The 18478-nt window shown below is 65.7% G+C and carries 15 protein-coding genes and 1 riboswitch; of the genes, 11 read left to right on the forward strand and 4 right to left on the reverse strand.

From position 1 onward, the window contains the following. Positions 1-69 precede the first annotated feature (69 nt). The 3 genes from ACM43_RS23650 to cysN are packed head-to-tail and all read left to right on the forward strand — an operon-like array spanning position 70 to position 3952. Positions 70-1089 (forward strand): sulfotransferase family protein, encoded by a 1020-nt coding sequence (locus ACM43_RS23650; RefSeq protein ID WP_271543174.1) that lies wholly within the window; start codon positions 70-72, stop codon positions 1087-1089. A 5-nt stretch (positions 1090-1094) separates the two neighbouring features. Beyond that, positions 1095-2057, forward strand: coding sequence for a sulfate adenylyltransferase subunit CysD (gene cysD / locus ACM43_RS23655; protein WP_271543175.1), 963 nt, complete (start codon positions 1095-1097; stop codon positions 2055-2057). Beyond that, complete coding sequence (cysN, locus tag ACM43_RS23660; RefSeq protein ID WP_271543176.1) at positions 2057-3952, forward strand: sulfate adenylyltransferase subunit CysN; 1896 nt, start codon at positions 2057-2059, stop codon at positions 3950-3952. The genes cysD and cysN overlap by 1 nt, the downstream gene beginning before the upstream one ends. Positions 3953-4136: 184 nt before the next feature. Here the strand turns inward: cysN and ACM43_RS23665 are convergent, their stop codons facing one another. After that, positions 4137-4346: a DUF1674 domain-containing protein gene (locus tag ACM43_RS23665; protein ID WP_271543177.1), complete on the reverse strand. Its 210-nt coding sequence runs from the start codon at positions 4344-4346 to the stop codon at positions 4137-4139. A gap of 188 nt (positions 4347-4534) precedes the next feature. Here ACM43_RS23665 and ACM43_RS23670 point away from each other — a divergent pair, with 188 nt between their 5' ends. From ACM43_RS23670 to purH, 3 genes are all read left to right on the forward strand, one after another. After that, complete coding sequence (locus ACM43_RS23670; protein WP_271543178.1) at positions 4535-5881, forward strand: RsmB/NOP family class I SAM-dependent RNA methyltransferase; 1347 nt, start codon at positions 4535-4537, stop codon at positions 5879-5881. 157 nt (positions 5882-6038) lie between these two features. Further along, positions 6039-7757, forward strand: a complete 1719-nt coding sequence (locus tag ACM43_RS23675; RefSeq protein ID WP_271543179.1) for a heparinase II/III family protein — start codon at positions 6039-6041, stop codon at positions 7755-7757. A gap of 59 nt (positions 7758-7816) precedes the next feature. Beyond that, positions 7817-7898: riboswitch (ZMP/ZTP riboswitch) on the forward strand. 24 nt (positions 7899-7922) lie between these two features. Next, positions 7923-9515, forward strand: coding sequence for a bifunctional phosphoribosylaminoimidazolecarboxamide formyltransferase/IMP cyclohydrolase (gene purH / locus ACM43_RS23680; protein ID WP_271543180.1), 1593 nt, complete (start codon positions 7923-7925; stop codon positions 9513-9515). A gap of 120 nt (positions 9516-9635) precedes the next feature. Here purH and ACM43_RS23685 read toward each other — a convergent pair whose 3' ends face one another. Continuing rightward, complete coding sequence (locus tag ACM43_RS23685; RefSeq protein ID WP_157285130.1) at positions 9636-11021, reverse strand: MFS transporter; 1386 nt, start codon at positions 11019-11021, stop codon at positions 9636-9638. Positions 11022-11121: 100 nt separating this feature from the next. Between ACM43_RS23685 and ggt the strand changes: the two genes are divergently transcribed. Then, complete coding sequence (gene ggt / locus ACM43_RS23690; RefSeq protein ID WP_271543181.1) at positions 11122-12873, forward strand: gamma-glutamyltransferase; 1752 nt, start codon at positions 11122-11124, stop codon at positions 12871-12873. A gap of 29 nt (positions 12874-12902) precedes the next feature. Here ggt and ACM43_RS23695 read toward each other — a convergent pair whose 3' ends face one another. Beyond that, positions 12903-13568 (reverse strand): glutathione S-transferase family protein, encoded by a 666-nt coding sequence (locus tag ACM43_RS23695; RefSeq protein WP_271543182.1) that lies wholly within the window; start codon positions 13566-13568, stop codon positions 12903-12905. Between the two features lie 150 nt (positions 13569-13718). Between ACM43_RS23695 and ACM43_RS23700 the strand changes: the two genes are divergently transcribed. The 4 genes from ACM43_RS23700 (at position 13719) to panE (ending at position 17510) form a co-directional block, all read left to right on the forward strand. Next, complete coding sequence (locus ACM43_RS23700; RefSeq protein WP_271543183.1) at positions 13719-14312, forward strand: DUF2239 family protein; 594 nt, start codon at positions 13719-13721, stop codon at positions 14310-14312. Between the two features lie 88 nt (positions 14313-14400). Next, a complete protein-coding gene (locus ACM43_RS23705; protein ID WP_271543184.1) occupies positions 14401-15750 on the forward strand; it encodes an MATE family efflux transporter in 1350 nt (449 codons plus the stop codon). 102 nt (positions 15751-15852) lie between these two features. Then, positions 15853-16467, forward strand: a complete 615-nt coding sequence (locus tag ACM43_RS23710; protein WP_271543185.1) for a 2-hydroxychromene-2-carboxylate isomerase — start codon at positions 15853-15855, stop codon at positions 16465-16467. A gap of 119 nt (positions 16468-16586) precedes the next feature. Then, positions 16587-17510 (forward strand): 2-dehydropantoate 2-reductase, encoded by a 924-nt coding sequence (gene panE / locus ACM43_RS23715; protein WP_271543186.1) that lies wholly within the window; start codon positions 16587-16589, stop codon positions 17508-17510. A 194-nt stretch (positions 17511-17704) separates the two neighbouring features. On the opposite strand, the gene ACM43_RS23720 is transcribed toward panE, so the two are convergent. Next, a complete protein-coding gene (locus tag ACM43_RS23720) occupies positions 17705-18298 on the reverse strand; it encodes a c-type cytochrome (RefSeq protein ID WP_271543187.1) in 594 nt (197 codons plus the stop codon). Positions 18299-18478: the final 180 nt, after the last annotated feature.

The following is an 18478-nucleotide window of genomic DNA, read 5'->3' on the forward strand; positions in this document are numbered from 1 at the left end:
AATCAACAATAGGTTGAATATTGAGCCGTAAGCAACTCGCTTGCGGAACCTGTTCAGCGAGTCCCCGCCATGAATATCGATGCGTCGTCCCCCGATTCGCTCGAGCGAATCGCCGAACTCGTTCGTCAGCAAGATAGTTCTCTCGACACCACGCTGCTTCCGCCGGTGGAGGGGTTCCAAACCAGGACCGTCGCGCTCGAAACGCTGATGCGCGAGGTGACGGAGTGCCTGGCGGACGGCTTCCGGCATCGCTCGCCGCAAGACTTTCCCATGCTCTATTTTGCATGCGGCAAGGCGCGCGTCGGATCGACGGCCCTGAGCAATCTGTTCGGCATGACCGGGATGCCTTCCTATTATCAGCCTTTGAAGGCCATGCTGCGCGATGCGCTCGTCGGCAAGAGGCCGGCGCCGTGGGCCGTGCCGTCGGCAGACGACGAGCCGCACATCTTCAGCAAGGAAACGATCGGGCCCTACGTGCTCGCCGAGAGCCTGTTCAATCCGCTCAAGCTGCTGATCGAGGCGGGCTATCCGCGGCACCGGCTGCATCTCATCATGCTCGACCGTGAGCCGGCGAGTTCACTGGCATCGTGGCTCGACAAGCTGATCTCGCGCGCGCCTGCAGATGTATTGTTGCGGCACTATGTCGTCGCCGCGCTCAACGCGGCTCAAGTCGCAAGCTACGCCCAGCGACAGGGCGTTGCCGTCACTCACTACGTTTATGAGGTGAGCAAGGAGGCCGTGTCCTCGGTTCGTGTCCTGTTCGAACGGATCGGCCTTTCGGGCAGCTTCAACGAGAATGCCGTGACGTCCTGGCGTGAGCCGGGAGACTCGCACGCGAACAATGCGCGCGTCATCTTCCCGAGCGAAGCGACGATCTACAAGGTGCCCAATCTGCACACCTCCGACAGTGCCTATCGCTACCAGCGGCGTGCGACGGCCTCTCTGAGCGAAGCGCAACGCGAGGCTCTGGAGCGCTGCGGGGTCAATGATGCGTATCGCGCCGCGGTCGCCGCCTGCGTTCGCGATCTCGGCCTGAATGCGGCACTGTCGCAACGTCTGTTCGGCGACTGGTTTGCTGCGGCTGCGTGATCGTCATGCTGGACATTCCCACCGGAGCCGATTCCGCACTCCATGAAGGTGCTGGCGGCAAGCAGCGTCACGTCGCCAGCCACCTCCGCCGGCTGGAGGCGGAAAGCATCCACATTCTGCGAGAGACGGCGGCCGAGTTCCGCAAGCCGGTCATGCTGTATTCCATCGGGAAGGATTCATCGGTGCTGCTGCATCTGGCGATGAAGGCCTTCGATCCCGGCAAGCCGCCGTTTCCGCTGCTGCATGTCGATACGACCTGGAAGTTTCGCGAGATGATCGCGTTTCGGGACCGACGCGCGCGCGAGCTCGGGCTCGACCTGATCGTCCATACCAACACTGACGGATTGAGCCAGGGCGTCGACCCCTTCACCCACGGCTCGGCCCGCTACACCGACGTCATGAAGACGCAAGCGCTGCGACAGGCGCTGGACTTCCACGGCTTCGACGCCGCGATCGGAGGCGCGCGGCGCGACGAGGAGAAGTCGCGCGCCAAGGAGCGCGTGTTCTCGCACCGCAGCGCCGCGCATCGCTGGGATCCGAAGAACCAGCGGCCGGAGCTGTGGGGCCTGTACAACACGAGGCTCGCGCCCGGTGAGAGCATGCGGGTGTTTCCGCTGTCGAACTGGACCGAGATCGACGTGTGGGACTACATCCTGCTCGAGGACATCCCGATCGTTCCGCTCTATCTCGCAGCGTCGCGCCCGGTGGTCGAGCGCGACGGTGCGCTGATCATGGTGGACGACGACCGGATGCCGCTGCAGCCTGGCGAAGAACCGCAATGGCGCTCCGTCAGGTTTCGCACCCTCGGCTGCTATCCCCTCACCGGCGCAACGAGCTCGACGGCGGCAACCCTGCCCGAGATCGTGCAGGAGATGATGGCGTCGCGTACCTCCGAACGACAGGGACGCATGATCGACCGGGACAGTCCCGCATCGATGGAGCGCAAGAAGGCGGAAGGTTATTTCTGATGTCCTATCACGAGGCACCGACCATTGCCGCCACCGATGCGCCGCGGCTCGACCAGGAGGATCGCCCGACGCTGCGTTTCGTCACCTGCGGCAGCGTCGACGACGGCAAGAGCACGCTGGTCGGTCGGCTGCTCTACGATTCGAAGACGCTGCTCGACGACCAGCTCGACGCGCTCGCCTCGGAGAGCAAGACCGCCGGCACCACCGGCGGCGACCTCGACTTCGCGCTGCTGGTCGACGGGTTGCAGGCCGAGCGCGAGCAGGGCATCACCATCGACGTGGCCTACCGCTTCTTCGCCACGAAGCTGCGCCGCTTCATCGTCGCCGACACGCCGGGACATGCGCAATATACGCGCAATATGGCGACCGGTGCTTCCAATGCCGATCTCGGCGTGGTGCTGGTCGACGCGCGCAAGGGCGTGATCACGCAGACGCGGCGTCACAGCCACATCCTGTCGCTGCTCGGCATCCGCCACGTCGTGCTCGCCGTGAACAAGATGGACCTGATCGGATTTGACGGCGATCGCTTCGCTTCCATCACCGCCGAATACCTGACTCTGGCCGGCCAGCTCGGGATCTCCCAGGTCCAGTGCATCCCGGTCGTTGCGCCCGACGGCGACAACATCGTCGCTGCGAGCACGCGCATGCCCTGGTACGAGGGGCCGACCATTACGGCCTATCTGGAATCCGTGGACGTCGCCGGCGACGCCTCGCAGCAGCCGTTCCGGCTGCCGGTGCAATGGGTGAGCCGGCCGCATGCGGATTTTCGCGGCTTCTGCGGACGGATCACGAGCGGAACGATCGCGGTGGGCGATGCCGTTCGCGCGCAACCATCGGGACACCAGACCCGCATCGCGCGCATTCTCACGCCCGCCGGCGAGCGCAATCACGCAAGGTCGGGCGAGTCCATCACCCTCACGCTCGCCGATGAGATCGACGTCAGCCGCGGCGACGTGCTCACCGCCGGATCTGCAGCGCCGGTGTCGGATCAGCTCGCGGCCCATCTCGTCTGGTTCGATGGCGAGGCCATGGTCGCCGGCCGGCGCTATCTGCTCCGGTGCGGCACCGCCTCGACCGGCGCGGTGATCACGGAGCTCAAGCACCGGATCGCCATCGACACCATGGCGCGGGAAAGCGCCGCCACGCTCGACGTCAATGAGATCGGCTATGTCCATCTCGATCTCGACCGCCCGCTGGTGTTCGAGGCCTATCGCGACAACCGCGAGATGGGCAGTTTCATCCTGATCGACCCGATCAGCCATCGCACTGCCGCGGCGGGAATGATCGACATGTCGCTCCGCCGCGCCACCAACGTTCATTGGCAGCGGCTTGCGGTCGACAAATCCGTGCGGGCTCGGCTGAAGCAGCAACGGCCCTGCGTGCTCTGGTTCACGGGGCTGAGCGGCGCCGGCAAATCGACCATCGCCAATCTCGTCGACAGCCGGCTCGCCGAGCTTGGGCGCCATGCCGCGTTGATCGACGGCGACAATCTTCGTCACGGCATCAACCGCGACCTCGGCTTTTCCAACGCGGAGAGAACGGAGAACGTCCGGCGCGTCGCGGAGATCGCGGGGCTGTTCGTCGAGGCCGGCTTGATCGCGCTGGTGGCGCTGATCTCGCCGTTCCGCAGCGAGCGCGAGCTGGCGCGCCAGCGGCTCGAAGCGGGCGAGTTCATCGAGATCCATGTCGCGACGCCGCTTGCCGAATGCGAGCGCCGCGATCCCAAGGGTCTCTATCGCAAGGCTAGGTCGGGCCAGCTACCGGCATTCACCGGCATCGATGCCCCCTACGAAGCGCCGCTGGCGCCCGACATCACCATCGACACCTCGGAGCTGTCGAGCGAGGCGGCCTGCGAACGCATCATCCGCTACTTGCGAGAGCACAATTACCTGTAGCGAGCCAAGGCAAGACGAGATTCGGTCTGATGCGGCCGCGAAGGAGCTTCGCTCCCTCTCCCGCTTGCGGGAGAGGGCTGGGGAGAGGGTGTATCCGCAATGGGATAATCCCTTAGAGAAGAAAGCCCTCACCCGCGCCTGCGGCGCGACTTCTCCCGCAAGCGGGAGAGGTTAAATAAGCGCCTCAGAAGTCGGAAGCGATGCCCTTGCGCTCCCAATCGCCGTAGCGGGTGGGCTCGGGCCCCTTTGGACCCTGCAGCTCCTTCGCCTTGGTCTCGTTCTTGGCCTCATCGTTGGCCCTGGCGGCCGCAGCCTGCCGGCGCGCCTCGGCCTCGGCCAGCGCACGCTGGGCGGCCGGCGACAGCGGCTTGCGATCGGGAACGGGGTTACTCATCGCCGCGCTTTCTAGCGCAGGACCGGGCACAACGCGATGCCCAATAACGCATTCCTGAAATCGGCCCGGAGCGCTGAAAAACCCGCAAGCGATTCTTACATTTGGCATATTCGCGTGTCAGAGATCGACTTCTCAAGGCATGCGCCCATTGCGGCGGAACTGCCGCTCGTTCAGAACCTTGCTTCCGCATGCCATCTCAACGTTTCGTCCCTCCGTCCGAAGTGCCCGGCCTTGCGGCGCGACGGATAGCCGCCGACATCGTCGACGGCGTGCTGCACAAGCACCGCACGCTCGACGACCAGCTTGACGGCGCCGGTGCCCACCCCGGACTGAAGACGCTGGCGGATCGCGACCGCGCGCTGATGCGGCGCCTGGTCGCCACCGTGCTGCGCCGGCTCGGCACTCTCGGCCATGTGCTGTCCCGCCTGCTCGACAAGGGCGTTCCCTCCGACGCGCCACGCGCGCAGAGTGCACTTTTGATCGGCGCCGCCCAGATCCTCTGGATGGACGTGCCGGATCACGCCGCGGTCGATCTCTCCGTCCGGCTCGTGCAATCCGACCGCCGCGCCGCGCGCTATGCCGGGCTCGTCAACGCCGTGCTGCGCCGCTGTGCGCGCGAGGGCAAGGCGCTGGTGGAGGAGGTCGCGACACAATCGCTGGATCTGCCGCCATGGCTGCTCGCGCGCTGGAGCGCGCATTATGGCGAGGCGACCGCACGCGACATGGCATCGGCGCTCGGCCACGAGCCCTCGCTCGATCTCACGGTGAAATCGGATCCCGCCCAATGGGCGAGCCGCCTGCATGGCGAGACGTTGCCGACCGGAACGGTGCGGATGCTGCTGCACGGTTCGGTGACCATGCTGCCCGGCTTCGCCGAAGGACAATGGTGGGTGCAGGACGCCGCCGCCGCGTTGCCCGCCCGGCTGTTCGGCGATGTCAAAGGCAAGTCCATTGCCGATCTCTGCGCCGCCCCCGGCGGCAAGACCGCGCAGCTGGCGCTCTCAGGCGCGCAGGTCACGGCAATCGACCGCTCGCCCGCGCGTGTGGCGCGTTTGCGCGAAAACCTGGCGCGGCTGTCGCTGCAGGCCGAGACCGTCGTCGCTGACGCCGTCGAATGGACCGGCCCGGCCGAGGCGTTCGACGGTGTTCTGATCGATGCGCCCTGCACCTCCACCGGCACGATCCGCCGTCATCCCGACGTCGCATGGCTGCGGCAGGACTCCGACATCGCTACCCTGGCCGCGCTCCAGCAGCGGCTGCTGCGCAAGTCGGTGTCGCTGCTCAAGCCGGGCGGGACGCTGGTCTATTGCACCTGTTCGCTGGAACCCGAGGAGGGCGAGCAGGCGGTAGCGGCACTGCTCGCCGCCGAGCCCGCGCTTCGCCGCGCTCCGATCGTGGCATCGGAGGTTGCGGGCCTCGACGAAATCCTCAACCGGGACGGCGACCTGCGCACCCTGCCCTGCCATCTGCCGAACGCCGATCCCAGGCTCGGCGGGCTCGACGGATTTTTCGCGGCCCGGCTCGTTAAATCCTGATTTTGCACTGGATTTTGCGACCACGACCCTGATTCGCGCCGTTCAAGGTGGTGTCAGGCGTCCGATTTTGGGATTAATAAGGATTCGTCACTGATCCTCTCCCCCATCAAGGCAAGGCGTGTCGGTCGCTCAACGCAGACGTATCTCGACGCTGGTCATGAACCGCTTCGCGCGGAACATGCTCGCGCGCGCGAGCGGCGGTTCCGTTGTGCTGTCGCGAGTCTGGCCCGGCCGCACCGACCGGCTGATCATCGCGCCGCATGACCTGCGGACCGCGGATGCGACTCGCGCTGCCGAGATCTATGCCGGTCGCTTCGTCTTCGCCGGCAAGATCGTCAATTGCCACGGCCGCTCGATCTTCGACCTCGAGCCGCCGTCGGAGGATTGGGAGGTTGCGCTGCTCGGCTTCGGCTGGCTGCGGCACTTGCGCGCCGCCGATACGGCGCTGACGCGGGCGAATGCGCGCGCGCTGATCGAGGACTGGATCTCGAATCCCGCCAACAAGCGCCGCCCCGTCGCGCGCCGTGCCGACGTGCTGGCGCGGCGCGTGATCTCGCTGCTGTCGCAGGCGCCGCTGGTGCTGAGCGAGACCGACAACAAGTTCTACCGCCGTTACTTGCGGGCGCTGGCGCGCGAGATCCGCTTCCTGCGCTATACCATGGTCGACATTCCGGACGGGGTGCCGAAGCTGCAGGTGCTGATCGCGCTGTGCTATGCGTCCCTGTGCCTCGCCAACCAGACGCGTCACATCCGCACCGCCTCCAAGAAGCTGTCCGACGAATTGCAACGGCAGATCCTGCCCGATGGCGGCCACATCTCGCGCAATCCGGGGGCGCTGATCGAGCTCCTGATCGACCTCTTGCCGCTGCGGCAGACTTTTGCCGCGCGCAATATCGCGCCGCCGCCGGCGCTGCTCAATGCGATCGACCGCATGATGCCGATGCTGCGCTTCTTCCGGCACGGCGACGGCAATTTCGCCCTGTTCAACGGCATGAGCGCGACCTCGTCCGACCTGCTCGCCACGCTGCTCGCCTATGACGACACCCACGGCGTGCCGATGGCGAACATGCCGCATACCGGCTTTCAGCGCCTCGATGCCGGCCAGACCACTGTGATCATCGACACCGGCCCGCCGCCGCCGGCCGGCGTCAGCCACGACGCCCATGCCGGCTGCCTCTCGTTCGAATTGTCGTCCGGCATCAGCCGCATCGTCACCAATTGCGGCATGCCGACCACCGGCCGGGACAATTGGCGGCCGTTCGCACGCAGCACAGCGGCGCATTCGACCCTGACCTATCACGAGACGTCGTCATGCCAGTTCGTCGAGATGTCGGCGATGAAGCGGCTCCTGCACGGCGCGCCCGTCACCAGCGGCCCGGTCGAGGTCGAGAGCTATCGCGAGGTCGTGCAGAACGGCACGCTGCTCACGACCTCGCATGACGGCTATCTCGCCAAGTTCGGCGCGATCCACCGCCGCGTGCTGATGATCGCCAATGACGGCGCGCGCATCGACGGCGAGGACGCGCTGTCGCCGCCGCAGGGCGGACGCTTCAAGGGCGCCGATGCCGATTTCGCGCTGCGCTTCCATCTGCATCCGGCGGTGAAGGCGAGCCGGCTGTCGGATGCGCGCGGCGTCATGCTGGTGCTGCCGAACCGCGACGTCTGGACCTTCGAGGCATTGGACGACAAGGTCGATCTCGAGGACAGCGTATTCCTGGCCGGCAATGACGGCCCGCGCCGCACCGCCCAGATCGTGATCCGTCAGAACGCCCGCCAGGCCCCCTCGATCCGCTGGAGCTTTGTCCGCTCCACCGCCTCGCCTGCAGTGACCAATGCCCGCCGCAACGCTCGCCGCGAGCCGGAACTTCCGTTGTAAACAGGCGCAATCCGGCCCTATCCCACCGTTGTGAAAAGCGGCGAAAGCTGCTATCGAGCGCTCGCTCGCGCGACTGGCGACCTTGGATGGAGCACCATCGGGAAGCGCGGGACATAGTAGCCGCGCGCCTGGGCATAGACACTCCCTGAACAGAGGATCTTGCTCATGACTGACCATCCCCGCCGCGTCACCCGCGCCCTTCTGTCCGTCTCCGACAAGACCGGCCTGATCGAGTTCGCCAAGGCGCTCGCCGCGCATAATGTCGAGCTGGTTTCGACCGGCGGCACCGCGAAAGCGATCGCCGCGGCCGGCCTTAAGGTGAAGGACGTCTCCGACCTCACCGGCTTCCCAGAGATGATGGACGGCCGCGTCAAGACGCTGCATCCGAAGGTGCATGGCGGCTTGCTCGCGATCCGCGACAACAAGGACCATGCGGAGGCGATGAAAGCGCACGGCATCGCGGCGATCGACCTGCTCGTCGTCAATCTCTATCCGTTCGAGGCGACCGTCGACAAAGGCGCGGGCTTCGAGGATTGCATCGAGAACATCGACATCGGCGGCCCCGCGATGATCCGCGCCGCCGCCAAGAATCACGACGACGTCGCCGTCGTGGTCGAGGCGCAGGACTATCGGGCCGTGCTCGACGAGCTCGCCGCCAACAAGGGCGCGACCACGCTAAAGCTGCGCCGGCGGCTCGCCGCGAAGGCCTATGCCCGCACTGCGGCCTATGACGCCGCGATCTCGAACTGGTTCAACCGTCAGCTCGAGGTCGACGCGCCCGACTTCCGCGCTTTCGGCGGCAGGCTGATCCAGTCGCTGCGCTACGGCGAGAACCCGCATCAGACCGCCGCGTTCTATGCGACACCGGACAAGCGCCCCGGCGTCTCCACCGCGCGGCAGCTCCAGGGCAAGGAGCTCTCCTACAACAACATCAACGACACCGATGCCGCCTATGAATGCATCGGCGAGTTCGACGCCAAGCGCACCGCGGCCTGCGTCATCGTCAAGCATGCCAATCCCTGCGGCGTCGCCGAAGGGCCGAACCTCGTCGAGGCCTATCGCAGGGCGCTGGCCTGCGATTCCACCTCGGCCTTCGGCGGCATCATCGCGATGAACCGCGCCCTCGATGCCGATACCGCGCGCGAGATCACCAAGATCTTCACCGAGGTCATCATCGCGCCCGACGCCAGCGAAGAGGCGATCGCCATCATCGGCGGCAAGAAGAACCTGCGCCTGCTGCTCGCCGGCAGCCTGCCCGATCCGCGTGCGCCGGGCCTGACCGCCAAGACGGTGGCCGGCGGCCTGCTGGTGCAAAGCCGCGACAACGCCGTGGTCGACGACATGACGTTCAAGGTCGTCACCAAGCGCGCGCCGACGGATGCGGAGATGCGTGATCTGAAGTTTGCGTTCCGGGTGGCAAAACACGTCAAGTCCAACACCATCATCTACGCCAAGGATCTCGCCACCGTCGGTATCGGCGCGGGTCAGATGAGCCGGGTGGATTCAGCGCGGATCGCCGCACGCAAGGCGCAGGATGCGGCGGCCGAGCTGAAGCTCGCCGAACCGCTCACCAAGGGTTCGGTGGTGGCCTCGGATGCATTCTTCCCGTTCGCCGACGGCATGCTCGCCTGCATCGAAGCCGGCGCCACCGCCGTGGTGCAGCCCGGCGGCTCCATGCGCGACGACGAGGTGATCAAGGCCGCGGACGAGCACGGCATCGCCATGGTGTTCACGGGAACGCGGCACTTCAGGCATTGAGACCATCGATTCGTCATTGCGAGCGAAGCGAAGCAATCCAGTCTCTCTCCGCAAGGAAGGTCTGGATTGCTTCGTCGCAAGTGCTCCACGCAATGACGAGGATAGAGTTGCGTGGTGCAGCTAATCCCGCACCCGCATCAACAGGCCTAATCCCGCGACGAAGAACACGACGAGCACGGCCATGCCGGCCTTCTGGCTGGCGGTCACCGCGGTGACCAGGCCGATCAGGAGCGGGCCGATGAAGGACGTCACCTTTCCCGTCAGCGCGAACAGGCCGAAATATTGCGCGATGCGATCCTTCGGTGCGAGATGGATCAGCAGCGTGCGGGAAGCGGCCTGGAGCGGGCCGCCGGCGGCACCGATCAGGCAGCCCAGCACCAGATAGGCGCGCTCGGCCGCGCTCGAGAACAGAGCAGCGCCCGCTTGCGGCGGCGCGGTCTTGACGAACAGGACGCTGTCCTTGTCGACCAGAAGAATCGCGGCCACCGACAGCAGCAGGACCAGCAGGCTGCCGGCGATGACGCGCTTCGGCCCGAGACGATCATCCAGCTTGCCGCCGAGCCAGGCGCCGAGCGCGCCGGCGATCGCGAGCATGATGCCGAACGTCCCGATCTGGATCGTGTGCCAGCCGAAGGTGCCCGCGGCATAGATGCCGCCGAAGGCGAACAGCGACACCAGACCATCGGTGTAGATCATGTTGGCGAGCAGGAACGCCGCGAGCGATTTCTGCCTCGGCAGACTCTTGATCGACTGCTTCAGCTCCGAGAGGCCCTCGCGCAACGCCTCGCCCAGCGGGCGCTTCGCCGGATAATCCGGCGTGAACAGGAACATCGGCGTCACGAAGATGATGAACCACAGCGCGGTCAGCGGCCCCGCGGCACGATCGCCCTGACGTGTGAGGGGATCGAGACCGAAGAGCGGCGTGACGCCGAGCAGCGTGCGGCCGGTCTCGGGATTGGCGGCGAGCAGGCCGAGCACGATGATCAGGCTGACGATGCCGCCAATGTAGCCCGTGGCCCAGCCGGTGCCGGAGAGACGGCCGATCCGCTCCGGCGGCACCAGGGTCGGCATCATCGCGTTGTTGAAGAGCGTGGCAAATTCCGCACCAACGCTGGCGAGCGCAACTGCGGTGAGCACCAGCGGAATGACGGCATGATCGCCGGGCTTGCCGATCCAGAGCGTGCAGGACGCCAGCACCAGCACCGTACCGAAACCTGCGATCCACGGTTTCCTGCGGCCCGAAGCGTCGGCGATGGCGCCGAGCACCGGCGACAACAGCGCGATCGCGAGGCCCGCGGCCGCCATCGCAAAGCCCCACAAGGATTGACCGGCGGCGGGATTTGGCGCAATGGCCGTCGCGAAATAGGGCGCGAACACGAAGGTCGTGATCAGCGTGAAATATGGCTGCGCGGCCCAATCGAAGAAGATCCAACTCACGACGGCGGCGCGCGGCGGATAGGTCCGCGCCACGCCGGCCATGCGCGCATCCGGGGCGATTGTCGTCATCACGCAGTACCCATCACGAACAGTTTTGCCTCTCTTAGAGCAAACGGTATAGCATTACGGTGACGGGTGTGAACCGGTTCAACGCCACGGCAGGAATTCGATGATGTCGTCATATTCGACACGGCGGAGATTTTTAGCCGCCATTGCTGCCCTGGTGCTCGGTCTCGCGCCTGCAACCGCTCAGGATGCACGGCAGGGCTATGTTCCGCCCGCACGCGAGGCGGTGCGCGCCGTCGCCGCCGAGCACGGCATGGTGGTGGCGCAGGAGAAGATCTCCGCGCAGATCGGCGCCGACATCCTGCGGCGCGGCGGCAATGCTATCGACGCTGCGGTCGCGACCGGCTTTGCGATGGCCGTGACCTATCCGCGTGCCGGCAATATCGGCGGCGGCGGCTTCATGGTGATCCATTCCGCCGATCGCAATGAAGACATCACGATCGACTATCGCGAAACCGCGCCGGCCGCCACCACGCCGCAGATCTTCCTCGGCGCCGACGGCAAGCCCGACGCGACGAAGTCACGGGACTCCGCGCTCGGCATCGGCGTGCCCGGCACCGTTGCCGGCCTCGCGCTCGCGCTCGAGAAATACGGCTCGGGTCAGTTCACGCTGGCGCAACTGCTGGCACCCTCGATTGCGCTCGCACGCGATGGCTTCATCGTCAGCGACGACATGGCCGATACGTTGCCGAGCTGGCACCGGCGGCTGGCACGCTGGCCTTCTTCGGCCAGGATCTTCTCGCGTCCGGATGGCACGCCGCTGGGCGAAGGCGATCGGCTGGTGCAGGGCGATCTCGCCGAAACGCTGGCGGCCGTCGCTGCACAGGGGCCGCGGGGATTCTATGAGGGGCCGGTCGCCGAGAAACTCACCAAGGCCGTGACCGATGCCGGCGGCATCATGACGCCGGCCGACCTCAAGGCCTATCAGCCGGTCATCCGCGCGCCGGTGCGTGGCAGCTACCGCGGCTATGACATCGTGTCGATGCCGCTACCCTCATCCGGCGGCGTCGTGCTGATGGAGACGCTCAACATCCTCGAGGGCTTCCCTCTGGCAGATCTGAAGCAGGGATCGGCGGCGTCGCTGCATCTCTTGATCGAAGCCATGAAGCGCGCTTATGCCGACCGCGCCCGCTATCTCGGCGATCCCGCCTTCGTCAACGCGCCGATCGAGACCCTCATTGCGAAGGACTATGCCGCGAAGCTGCGCGCGAACATTTCCTCCGAACGCGCCACGCCCTCGAAGGAGCTCGTGTCTGCTTCTGCCGCGCCGCGTGAGGGCAGCAACACCACGCATTTTTCCGTCGTCGACGCCCGCGGCAACGCCGTCAGCAACACCTACACGCTGAACTTCAGCTACGGCGTCGGCCTCGTCGCCGACGGCACCGGTGTGCTGCTCAACAACGAGCTCGACGATTTCACCGCGGCGGTCGGTGCGTCCAACGCCTATGGCCTCGTCGGCTTCGAGGCGAATCTGCCCGGACCCGGCAAGCGGCCGCTGTCGTCGATGTCGCCGACCATCGTGCTGAGGGACGGCAAGCCGGTGCTGGTGACGGGCTCGCCCGGCGGCAGCCGCATCATCTCGACTGTGCTGCAGGTGATCGTGAACGTGCTCGACTACAAGATGGATGTTGCGGCCGCCGTCGCAACGCCGCGGCTGCACCACCAATGGCTGCCGGATGAAGTGCGCGTCGAGCGCGGCTTTCCCGAGGGCGTGCTGCTCGAGCTGAAGGCGATGGGGCACCTCGTTGTCGAGCCTATGGGGCAGACATCTGCCAACTCGATTCTGGTGACACCGAACGGACCGCTGGGCGCAGCCGATCCGCGCACGCGCGGGGCGGAGGCGGCGGGGCAGTAACGTGCTCCCGGCATGTCGGGGTGGAAACTTTACCGCCCGACCTGATACGGCCCGCCCTTTTCCAGCGCGCGCACATATGCAGGGCGGGCGTGGATGCGCTCCAGGAACGCCATCGCCCTGGGATGGCCCTGCTCGAGCCCGCCGCGGGCTTGCGCCGCTTCGAGCGGAAAGCTCATCTGGATGTCGGCCGCACTGAACTCGCTGCCGGCGAACCACTCGCTCTTAGCGAGCTCGCCTTCCCAATAGTCCATGTGCTGCTTGAGCTGCGGATTGACCAGCGCGGTCAGTGCCTGGTTGCAGACCTTGCGCACCAGCGGGCGCAGCAAGGCCGGCGCACGCTTCGGCATCAGCGTGAACAGCAGCTTGAGCAGCAGCGGCTGCATCGCGGATCCTTCCGCATAGTGCAGCCAATAGGTGTAGCGCAGCCGCTCCGGCGTGTTCGGCGGCGGGATCAGCCGCCCGTTGCCATAGGTGGCGATGAGATATTCGATGATCGCGCCTGATTCGGCGATGGTGTTGCCGTTGTCGGTGATGACCGGCGACTTGCCCAGCGGATGGATGGCGCGCAGCTCCTTCGGCGCGCGCATGTCCGGCTGACGCTGATAGCGCACGATCTCGTAGGAAACGCCCAGCTCCTCGAGCAGCCACAGCACGCGCTGCGAGCGGGAATTGTTGAGGTGGTGAACGGTCAGCATCGCGGGGTCCTCAAGGCTTGGTCGTGGTCATCGGCCGCGCCGTTGGTGCCAGCCCGGCAACACAATGTCGAGCCGTCGCCGCAGATATTTTCACCCGGGTATATTGACGCGAGGAATTTACCCGGGTATTAAATCAGCAACGCGATCAATATGGCAATGATTCCAATGCAAGGGACCTACACAGCCTTCGCCGGCCAGCGCCGGCTGACCTCCGGCACGGCAGGCGAGGTTGCGCTTGCCGTCAAGCGGGCGACGCAACCGCTGGACCAGCCAATTGTCATCTTCGACGATAGCACCGGGCGGTCGATCGATTTCGACCTGCGCGGCGACGACCGCGAGGTGCTGGCCCGGCTGGCAACGCTCATGCCGCAAGCCGAGACGGCCGAAGCACCCGCAGAGCCGCGCGGGCGCGGCCGGCCGAAGCTCGGCGTGGTCGCGCGCGAGGTGACCTTGCTGCCGCGGCACTGGGAGTGGCTCAACGCACAGGCCGGCGGCGCTTCGGTCGCGCTGCGCAAGCTCGTCGACGAGGCCAGGCGCGCCAGCGGCGACAAGGACCGCGAGCGGCAGGCGCGCGATGCGGCCTACCACTTCATGTCGACCATGGCCGGCGACCTGCCGCAGTTCGAGGAGGCCTCGCGCGCGCTGTTCGCGGGTGACCGGCGACGCTTCACCTCGCTGATCGCCGATTGGCCGGCCGACATCCGCGACCACATCGTCCAGCTCGCTTACAGCCACCGCGCCTAAGCCGCGCGCCGCTTCTCACAACTCATCGACGGCCGAGCCGCGCATTGCGCGGCAACGGCTTCGCACGCCCTGATGAAAGGCCAATTCCATGTCTGCCGCAAAGCCACTCTGGACCACATTCCTCCGCTTCCTCGCACCCCTGATGCTGAGCAACGCGCTGCAATCGCTGTTCGGCACCGTCAGCAACGTCTATCTCGGCCAGATGGTCGGCGTCGGCGCGCTCGCCGCGGTGTCGGCGTTCTTCCCCGTGATGTTCTTCCTGTTCGCCTTCGTCATGGGCCTCAGCACCGGCGCCACCGTGCTGATCGGCCAGGCCTTCGGCGCCGGCGAGCATGGCCGGATCAAGATCATCGTCGGCACGACACTCGCCGTCGGCCTGCTGCTCTCGATAGCGATTGCACTCGTTGGCGGGATCTTCAGCCGGCCCCTGATGGCCATGCTCGCCACTCCCGCGGACATTCTCGATGAAGCCAGCGCCTATGCGCGTATCATGCTGTTGACGATGCCGCTCGGCTTCATCTTCCTGCTGATGACGGCGATGATCCGCGGCGTCGGCGATGGACTGACGCCGCTGCTGGCGCTGGCCTTGTCGACGGCGATCGGCCTGATCCTGACGCCGATGCTGATCCGCGGCACGTTCGGATTGCCGGTGGCCGGCATCACCAGTCCTGCCTGGGCGGCTGCGATCTCGAACACGCTGACGCTGATCGTGCTGGCTGCCTATCTGCTGCGGAGAAAGCACACGCTCGCGCCGGATGCGACGCTGCTGCGTCACCTCCGGCTGAACGGCGCCGTGCTCGGCAAAGTCCTCGGCATCGGCCTGCCGAGCGCGATCGGCATGGTGGTGATGGCGATCGCCGAGCTTGTGCTGCTCGGCCTCGTCAACGGCTTCGGCTCGAATGCCACCGCGGCCTATGGCGCCGTCAACCAGGTGATGGGCTACACCCAGTTCACGGCGATGTCGATTTCGATCGCGGTCTCGATCCTCGGCGCCCAGGCCGTCGGCGGCGACGACCGGGCCCGGCTCGACGGCATCGTGCGGATGGGCCTTGCGTTCAACATCGTCCTGACCGGCGGGTTGGTGGCGCTGATCTATCTCGCGCCACGCGCGGTGCTCGGTATCTTCATCACCGACGGCGCCGTGCTGGATCTGGCGAAGGGATTGCTCAACATCGCCTTGTGGAGCTCGGTGCCGTTCGGGCTCGCCACCGTGTTCTCGGGCGCGATGCGCGGCGCCGGCGTCGCATTGACGCCGATGCTGCTGTCGATCTTCGCGATCGCCGCAATCGAGCTGCCGGCTGCAATCATCCTCAGCCGCACGGTCGGCCTGACCGGCGTGTGGGCTGCCTATCCCATCGTATTCTGCGCCATGTTGATTCTGCAGATGGGCTATTACCATCTGGTGTGGCGCAAGCGGGCGATCCAGCGCCTGATCTGATCGTCAGAGTATTATGACCATCATTAAACGATGGACCTGTGGCGCGGCCTGCGCCACAATGAAAAAAAGCCACTCAGAATGCTAAGACCAGGGAGAATAATTTTGACCCGCACCGCCCCGCAATTCCTGTTCGATTTCGGTAGCCCCAACGCCTATCTCAGCCATCTGGCGATTCCGGCCATCGAACAGCGGATCGGCGTCAAGTTCGAATACGTGCCGATCCTGCTCGGCGGCATCTTCAAGTCGACCAACAACAAGTCGCCGGCCGAGACGCTCGCCGGCATCAAGAACAAGCGGGAGTTCCAGCAGGTCGAGACCGAGCGCTTCATCAAGCGCTTCCATGTCCAGCCCTATGTCTGGAATCCGCACTTTCCCGTCAACACGCTGAACCTGATGCGCGCCGCGATCGCGGCGCAGCTCGAGGGCGTGTTCGAGACATATGTCGAGGCCGCCTTCCACCACATGTGGCGCGAGCCGAAGAAGATGGACGATCCCGAGATCGCGGCGAAGGCGCTGGCGTCGTCTGGTCTCGATGCGCAAAAGCTGTTCGCCCGCGCCGGGGAACCCGAGGTCAAGGCCAAACTGATCAAGAACACCGAGGAGGCGGTCGCCCGCGGCGCGTTCGGTTCGCCGACCTTCTTCGTCGGCAGCGAGATGTTCTTCGGCAAGGAGCAGCTGCGCGAGGTCGAGGAGATGGTGCTCGAGAAAGGCGAGTAGTGAATGGCGAATGGCGAGTAGTGGAAACGTTACTCGCGTTTCGTAACTTGCTATTCTATTCGCTACTCCCTATTCGCCATTCGCCTCTTTCTGAAGAACAACAGTAACGGAGTTCTCCCATGCGCATCCTCGTGGTCGGCGCCGGCGCCATCGGCGGCTATTTTGGTGGCAGGCTGTTGCAGGCCGGCCGCGACGTCACCTTCCTGGTTAGGTCGCGCCGCGCCGGCGAGCTCGCGAGCGCCGGCCTCGTCATCAAGAGCCCGAACGGCGATGTGACCTTGAAGAACCCGCCGTCGGTTCAAGCTGACGCGATCAAGGACAAATTCGAGGTCGTGCTGCTCAGCTGCAAGGCGTTCGACCTCGACGATGCCATCAAGTCGTTTGCCCCGGCGGTGGGGCCGAACACCGCGATCATCCCGATGCTCAACGGCATGAAGCATCTCGACACGCTGGATACGAGGTTCGGCAAGGAACGCGTGCTCGGCGGCCTCTGCGCCATCGCCGCGACGCTGAACGATAAGCGCGAGGTGGTGCAGCTCCAGCCGATGCAGTCGATCAGCTACGGCGAGCGCGACGGCGGGATGTCGGACCGGGTGAAGGCGATCGACGAGGCCTTCAAGAGCGGCATCAATGGCGCCAGCGCCAGCCAGAACATCATGCAGGACATGTGGGAGAAGTGGGTGTTCCTGTCCTCGCTCGCAGCAAGCACCAGCCTGATGCGGACATCCGTCGGCAATATCCTCGCCGCGCCCGGCGGCCGGGAGTTCCTGCTCGGCATGCTGGATGAGACCAGCGCGGTTGCCACGGCGTCCGGCTATCCGCCGGGCGGCCCGTTCTTCGATCGCGTCAAAGGCAATCTCACCACCGAGGGCTCGCCGCTGACGGCATCGATGTTCCGCGACATCAAGGCCGGCCTGCCTGTCGAGGCCGATCACGTCATCGGCGATCTCATCGCGCGCGCCGACGCCGCCAAGGTGCCGGTGCCGAAGCTGCGCATCGCCTATACGCATCTGAAGGCGTATGAGAAGCAGCGGGCGGGGTAGGGCGTAACCACACATTCGGTGTCGTCCCGGGGCGCGCGCCGCGCGAGCCCGGGACCCATAACCACAGGGAGTGGTCATGGGGCGAAGTGGTGACTCCAGAGTCTTCGCAAAACTCTTGCCTGTGGCTATGGATCCCGGGCTCGCGACTTCGTCGCGCCCCGGGATGACGGCTGTGCTTGCCGCAGCATCCCGCGCTATTTCAAATGCGCGAGATAGTGCGAGACGGCGGTGATCTCCTCATCGCTCATGTGATAGGCGACGTCGGCCATCGCGGCGACGCCGCCGCCGACACGCTGGCCGGCCTTGTAATCGTGCAGCGCCTTGACAAGATATTCCTCGCGCTGGCCGGCGAGCCGCGCCACCGCCTTGGTACCGGCATAGCTGTCGGTATGGCATGAGGCGCAGCGGCGGCCGGCGGCAACCTGCGCGCCCTTCTTCGACAGGTCGGGATCCCCGTCCTCGGGTCCCTTCGGCGGCGTCAGCGAGGCGAAGTAAGCGCCGAAATTGCGGATGTCCTCGTTGCTGATCCCTTCCACGATCGGCTGCATCTGATCGTTCTTGCGCGCGCCGGCGCGGAAGAACACGAGCTGCCATTGCAGGAATTGATCGGGCTGGCCGGCGAGCGAGGGGATGTTCTCGGTCTGCGAAATGCCGTTCTCGCCGTGGCAGCCGGAGCAGGCGGCGGCCTTCTCCTTGATCGCGGCATTGTCGGCGGCCTCGGCTTGAATGAAGGCGATCACTGCGAGCGATAGCGCGCCGATTACGGACCAAGAGAACTGACGGCGCATGATTGGAAATCCGTTCTGTCCTGCGTCATTCCGGGGGGCGCCGCTTGGCGCGGCCGCAATCCATAATCCCGTTCGTGGTTACGGGTTCCGGACTTGCGCGCAAGTGGCGCGCAATCCGGAACGACGGCGTGGGGCTTCAAAATGGAAGAAGCTGCGGGCGTCACGCGGTCGCAGCTTCTC

The organism is Bradyrhizobium sp. CCBAU 45321, assembly GCF_028128975.1.
In the GTDB taxonomy this organism is placed as follows: Bacteria; Pseudomonadota; Alphaproteobacteria; order Rhizobiales; family Xanthobacteraceae; genus Bradyrhizobium; species Bradyrhizobium yuanmingense.

What these genes read in the sequence shown, in the direction of transcription:
- ACM43_RS23650 (WP_271543174.1), top strand. Translation starts at nt 70, where the DNA reads ATGAATATCGATGCGTCGTCCCCCGATTCGCTCGAGCGAATCGCCGAA.
- cysD (WP_271543175.1), top strand. Translation starts at nt 1,095, where the DNA reads ATGCTGGACATTCCCACCGGAGCCGATTCCGCACTCCATGAAGGTGCT.
- cysN (WP_271543176.1), top strand. Translation starts at nt 2,057, where the DNA reads ATGTCCTATCACGAGGCACCGACCATTGCCGCCACCGATGCGCCGCGG.
- ACM43_RS23665 (WP_271543177.1), bottom strand. Translation starts at nt 4,346, where the DNA reads ATGAGTAACCCCGTTCCCGATCGCAAGCCGCTGTCGCCGGCCGCCCAG.
- ACM43_RS23670 (WP_271543178.1), top strand. Translation starts at nt 4,535, where the DNA reads ATGCCATCTCAACGTTTCGTCCCTCCGTCCGAAGTGCCCGGCCTTGCG.
- ACM43_RS23675 (WP_271543179.1), top strand. Translation starts at nt 6,039, where the DNA reads ATGAACCGCTTCGCGCGGAACATGCTCGCGCGCGCGAGCGGCGGTTCC.
- purH (WP_271543180.1), top strand. Translation starts at nt 7,923, where the DNA reads ATGACTGACCATCCCCGCCGCGTCACCCGCGCCCTTCTGTCCGTCTCC.
- ACM43_RS23685 (WP_157285130.1), bottom strand. Translation starts at nt 11,021, where the DNA reads ATGACGACAATCGCCCCGGATGCGCGCATGGCCGGCGTGGCGCGGACC.
- ggt (WP_271543181.1), top strand. Translation starts at nt 11,122, where the DNA reads ATGATGTCGTCATATTCGACACGGCGGAGATTTTTAGCCGCCATTGCT.
- ACM43_RS23695 (WP_271543182.1), bottom strand. Translation starts at nt 13,568, where the DNA reads ATGCTGACCGTTCACCACCTCAACAATTCCCGCTCGCAGCGCGTGCTG.
- ACM43_RS23700 (WP_271543183.1), top strand. Translation starts at nt 13,719, where the DNA reads ATGGCAATGATTCCAATGCAAGGGACCTACACAGCCTTCGCCGGCCAG.
- ACM43_RS23705 (WP_271543184.1), top strand. Translation starts at nt 14,401, where the DNA reads ATGTCTGCCGCAAAGCCACTCTGGACCACATTCCTCCGCTTCCTCGCA.
- panE (WP_271543186.1), top strand. Translation starts at nt 16,587, where the DNA reads ATGCGCATCCTCGTGGTCGGCGCCGGCGCCATCGGCGGCTATTTTGGT.
- ACM43_RS23720 (WP_271543187.1), bottom strand. Translation starts at nt 18,298, where the DNA reads ATGCGCCGTCAGTTCTCTTGGTCCGTAATCGGCGCGCTATCGCTCGCA.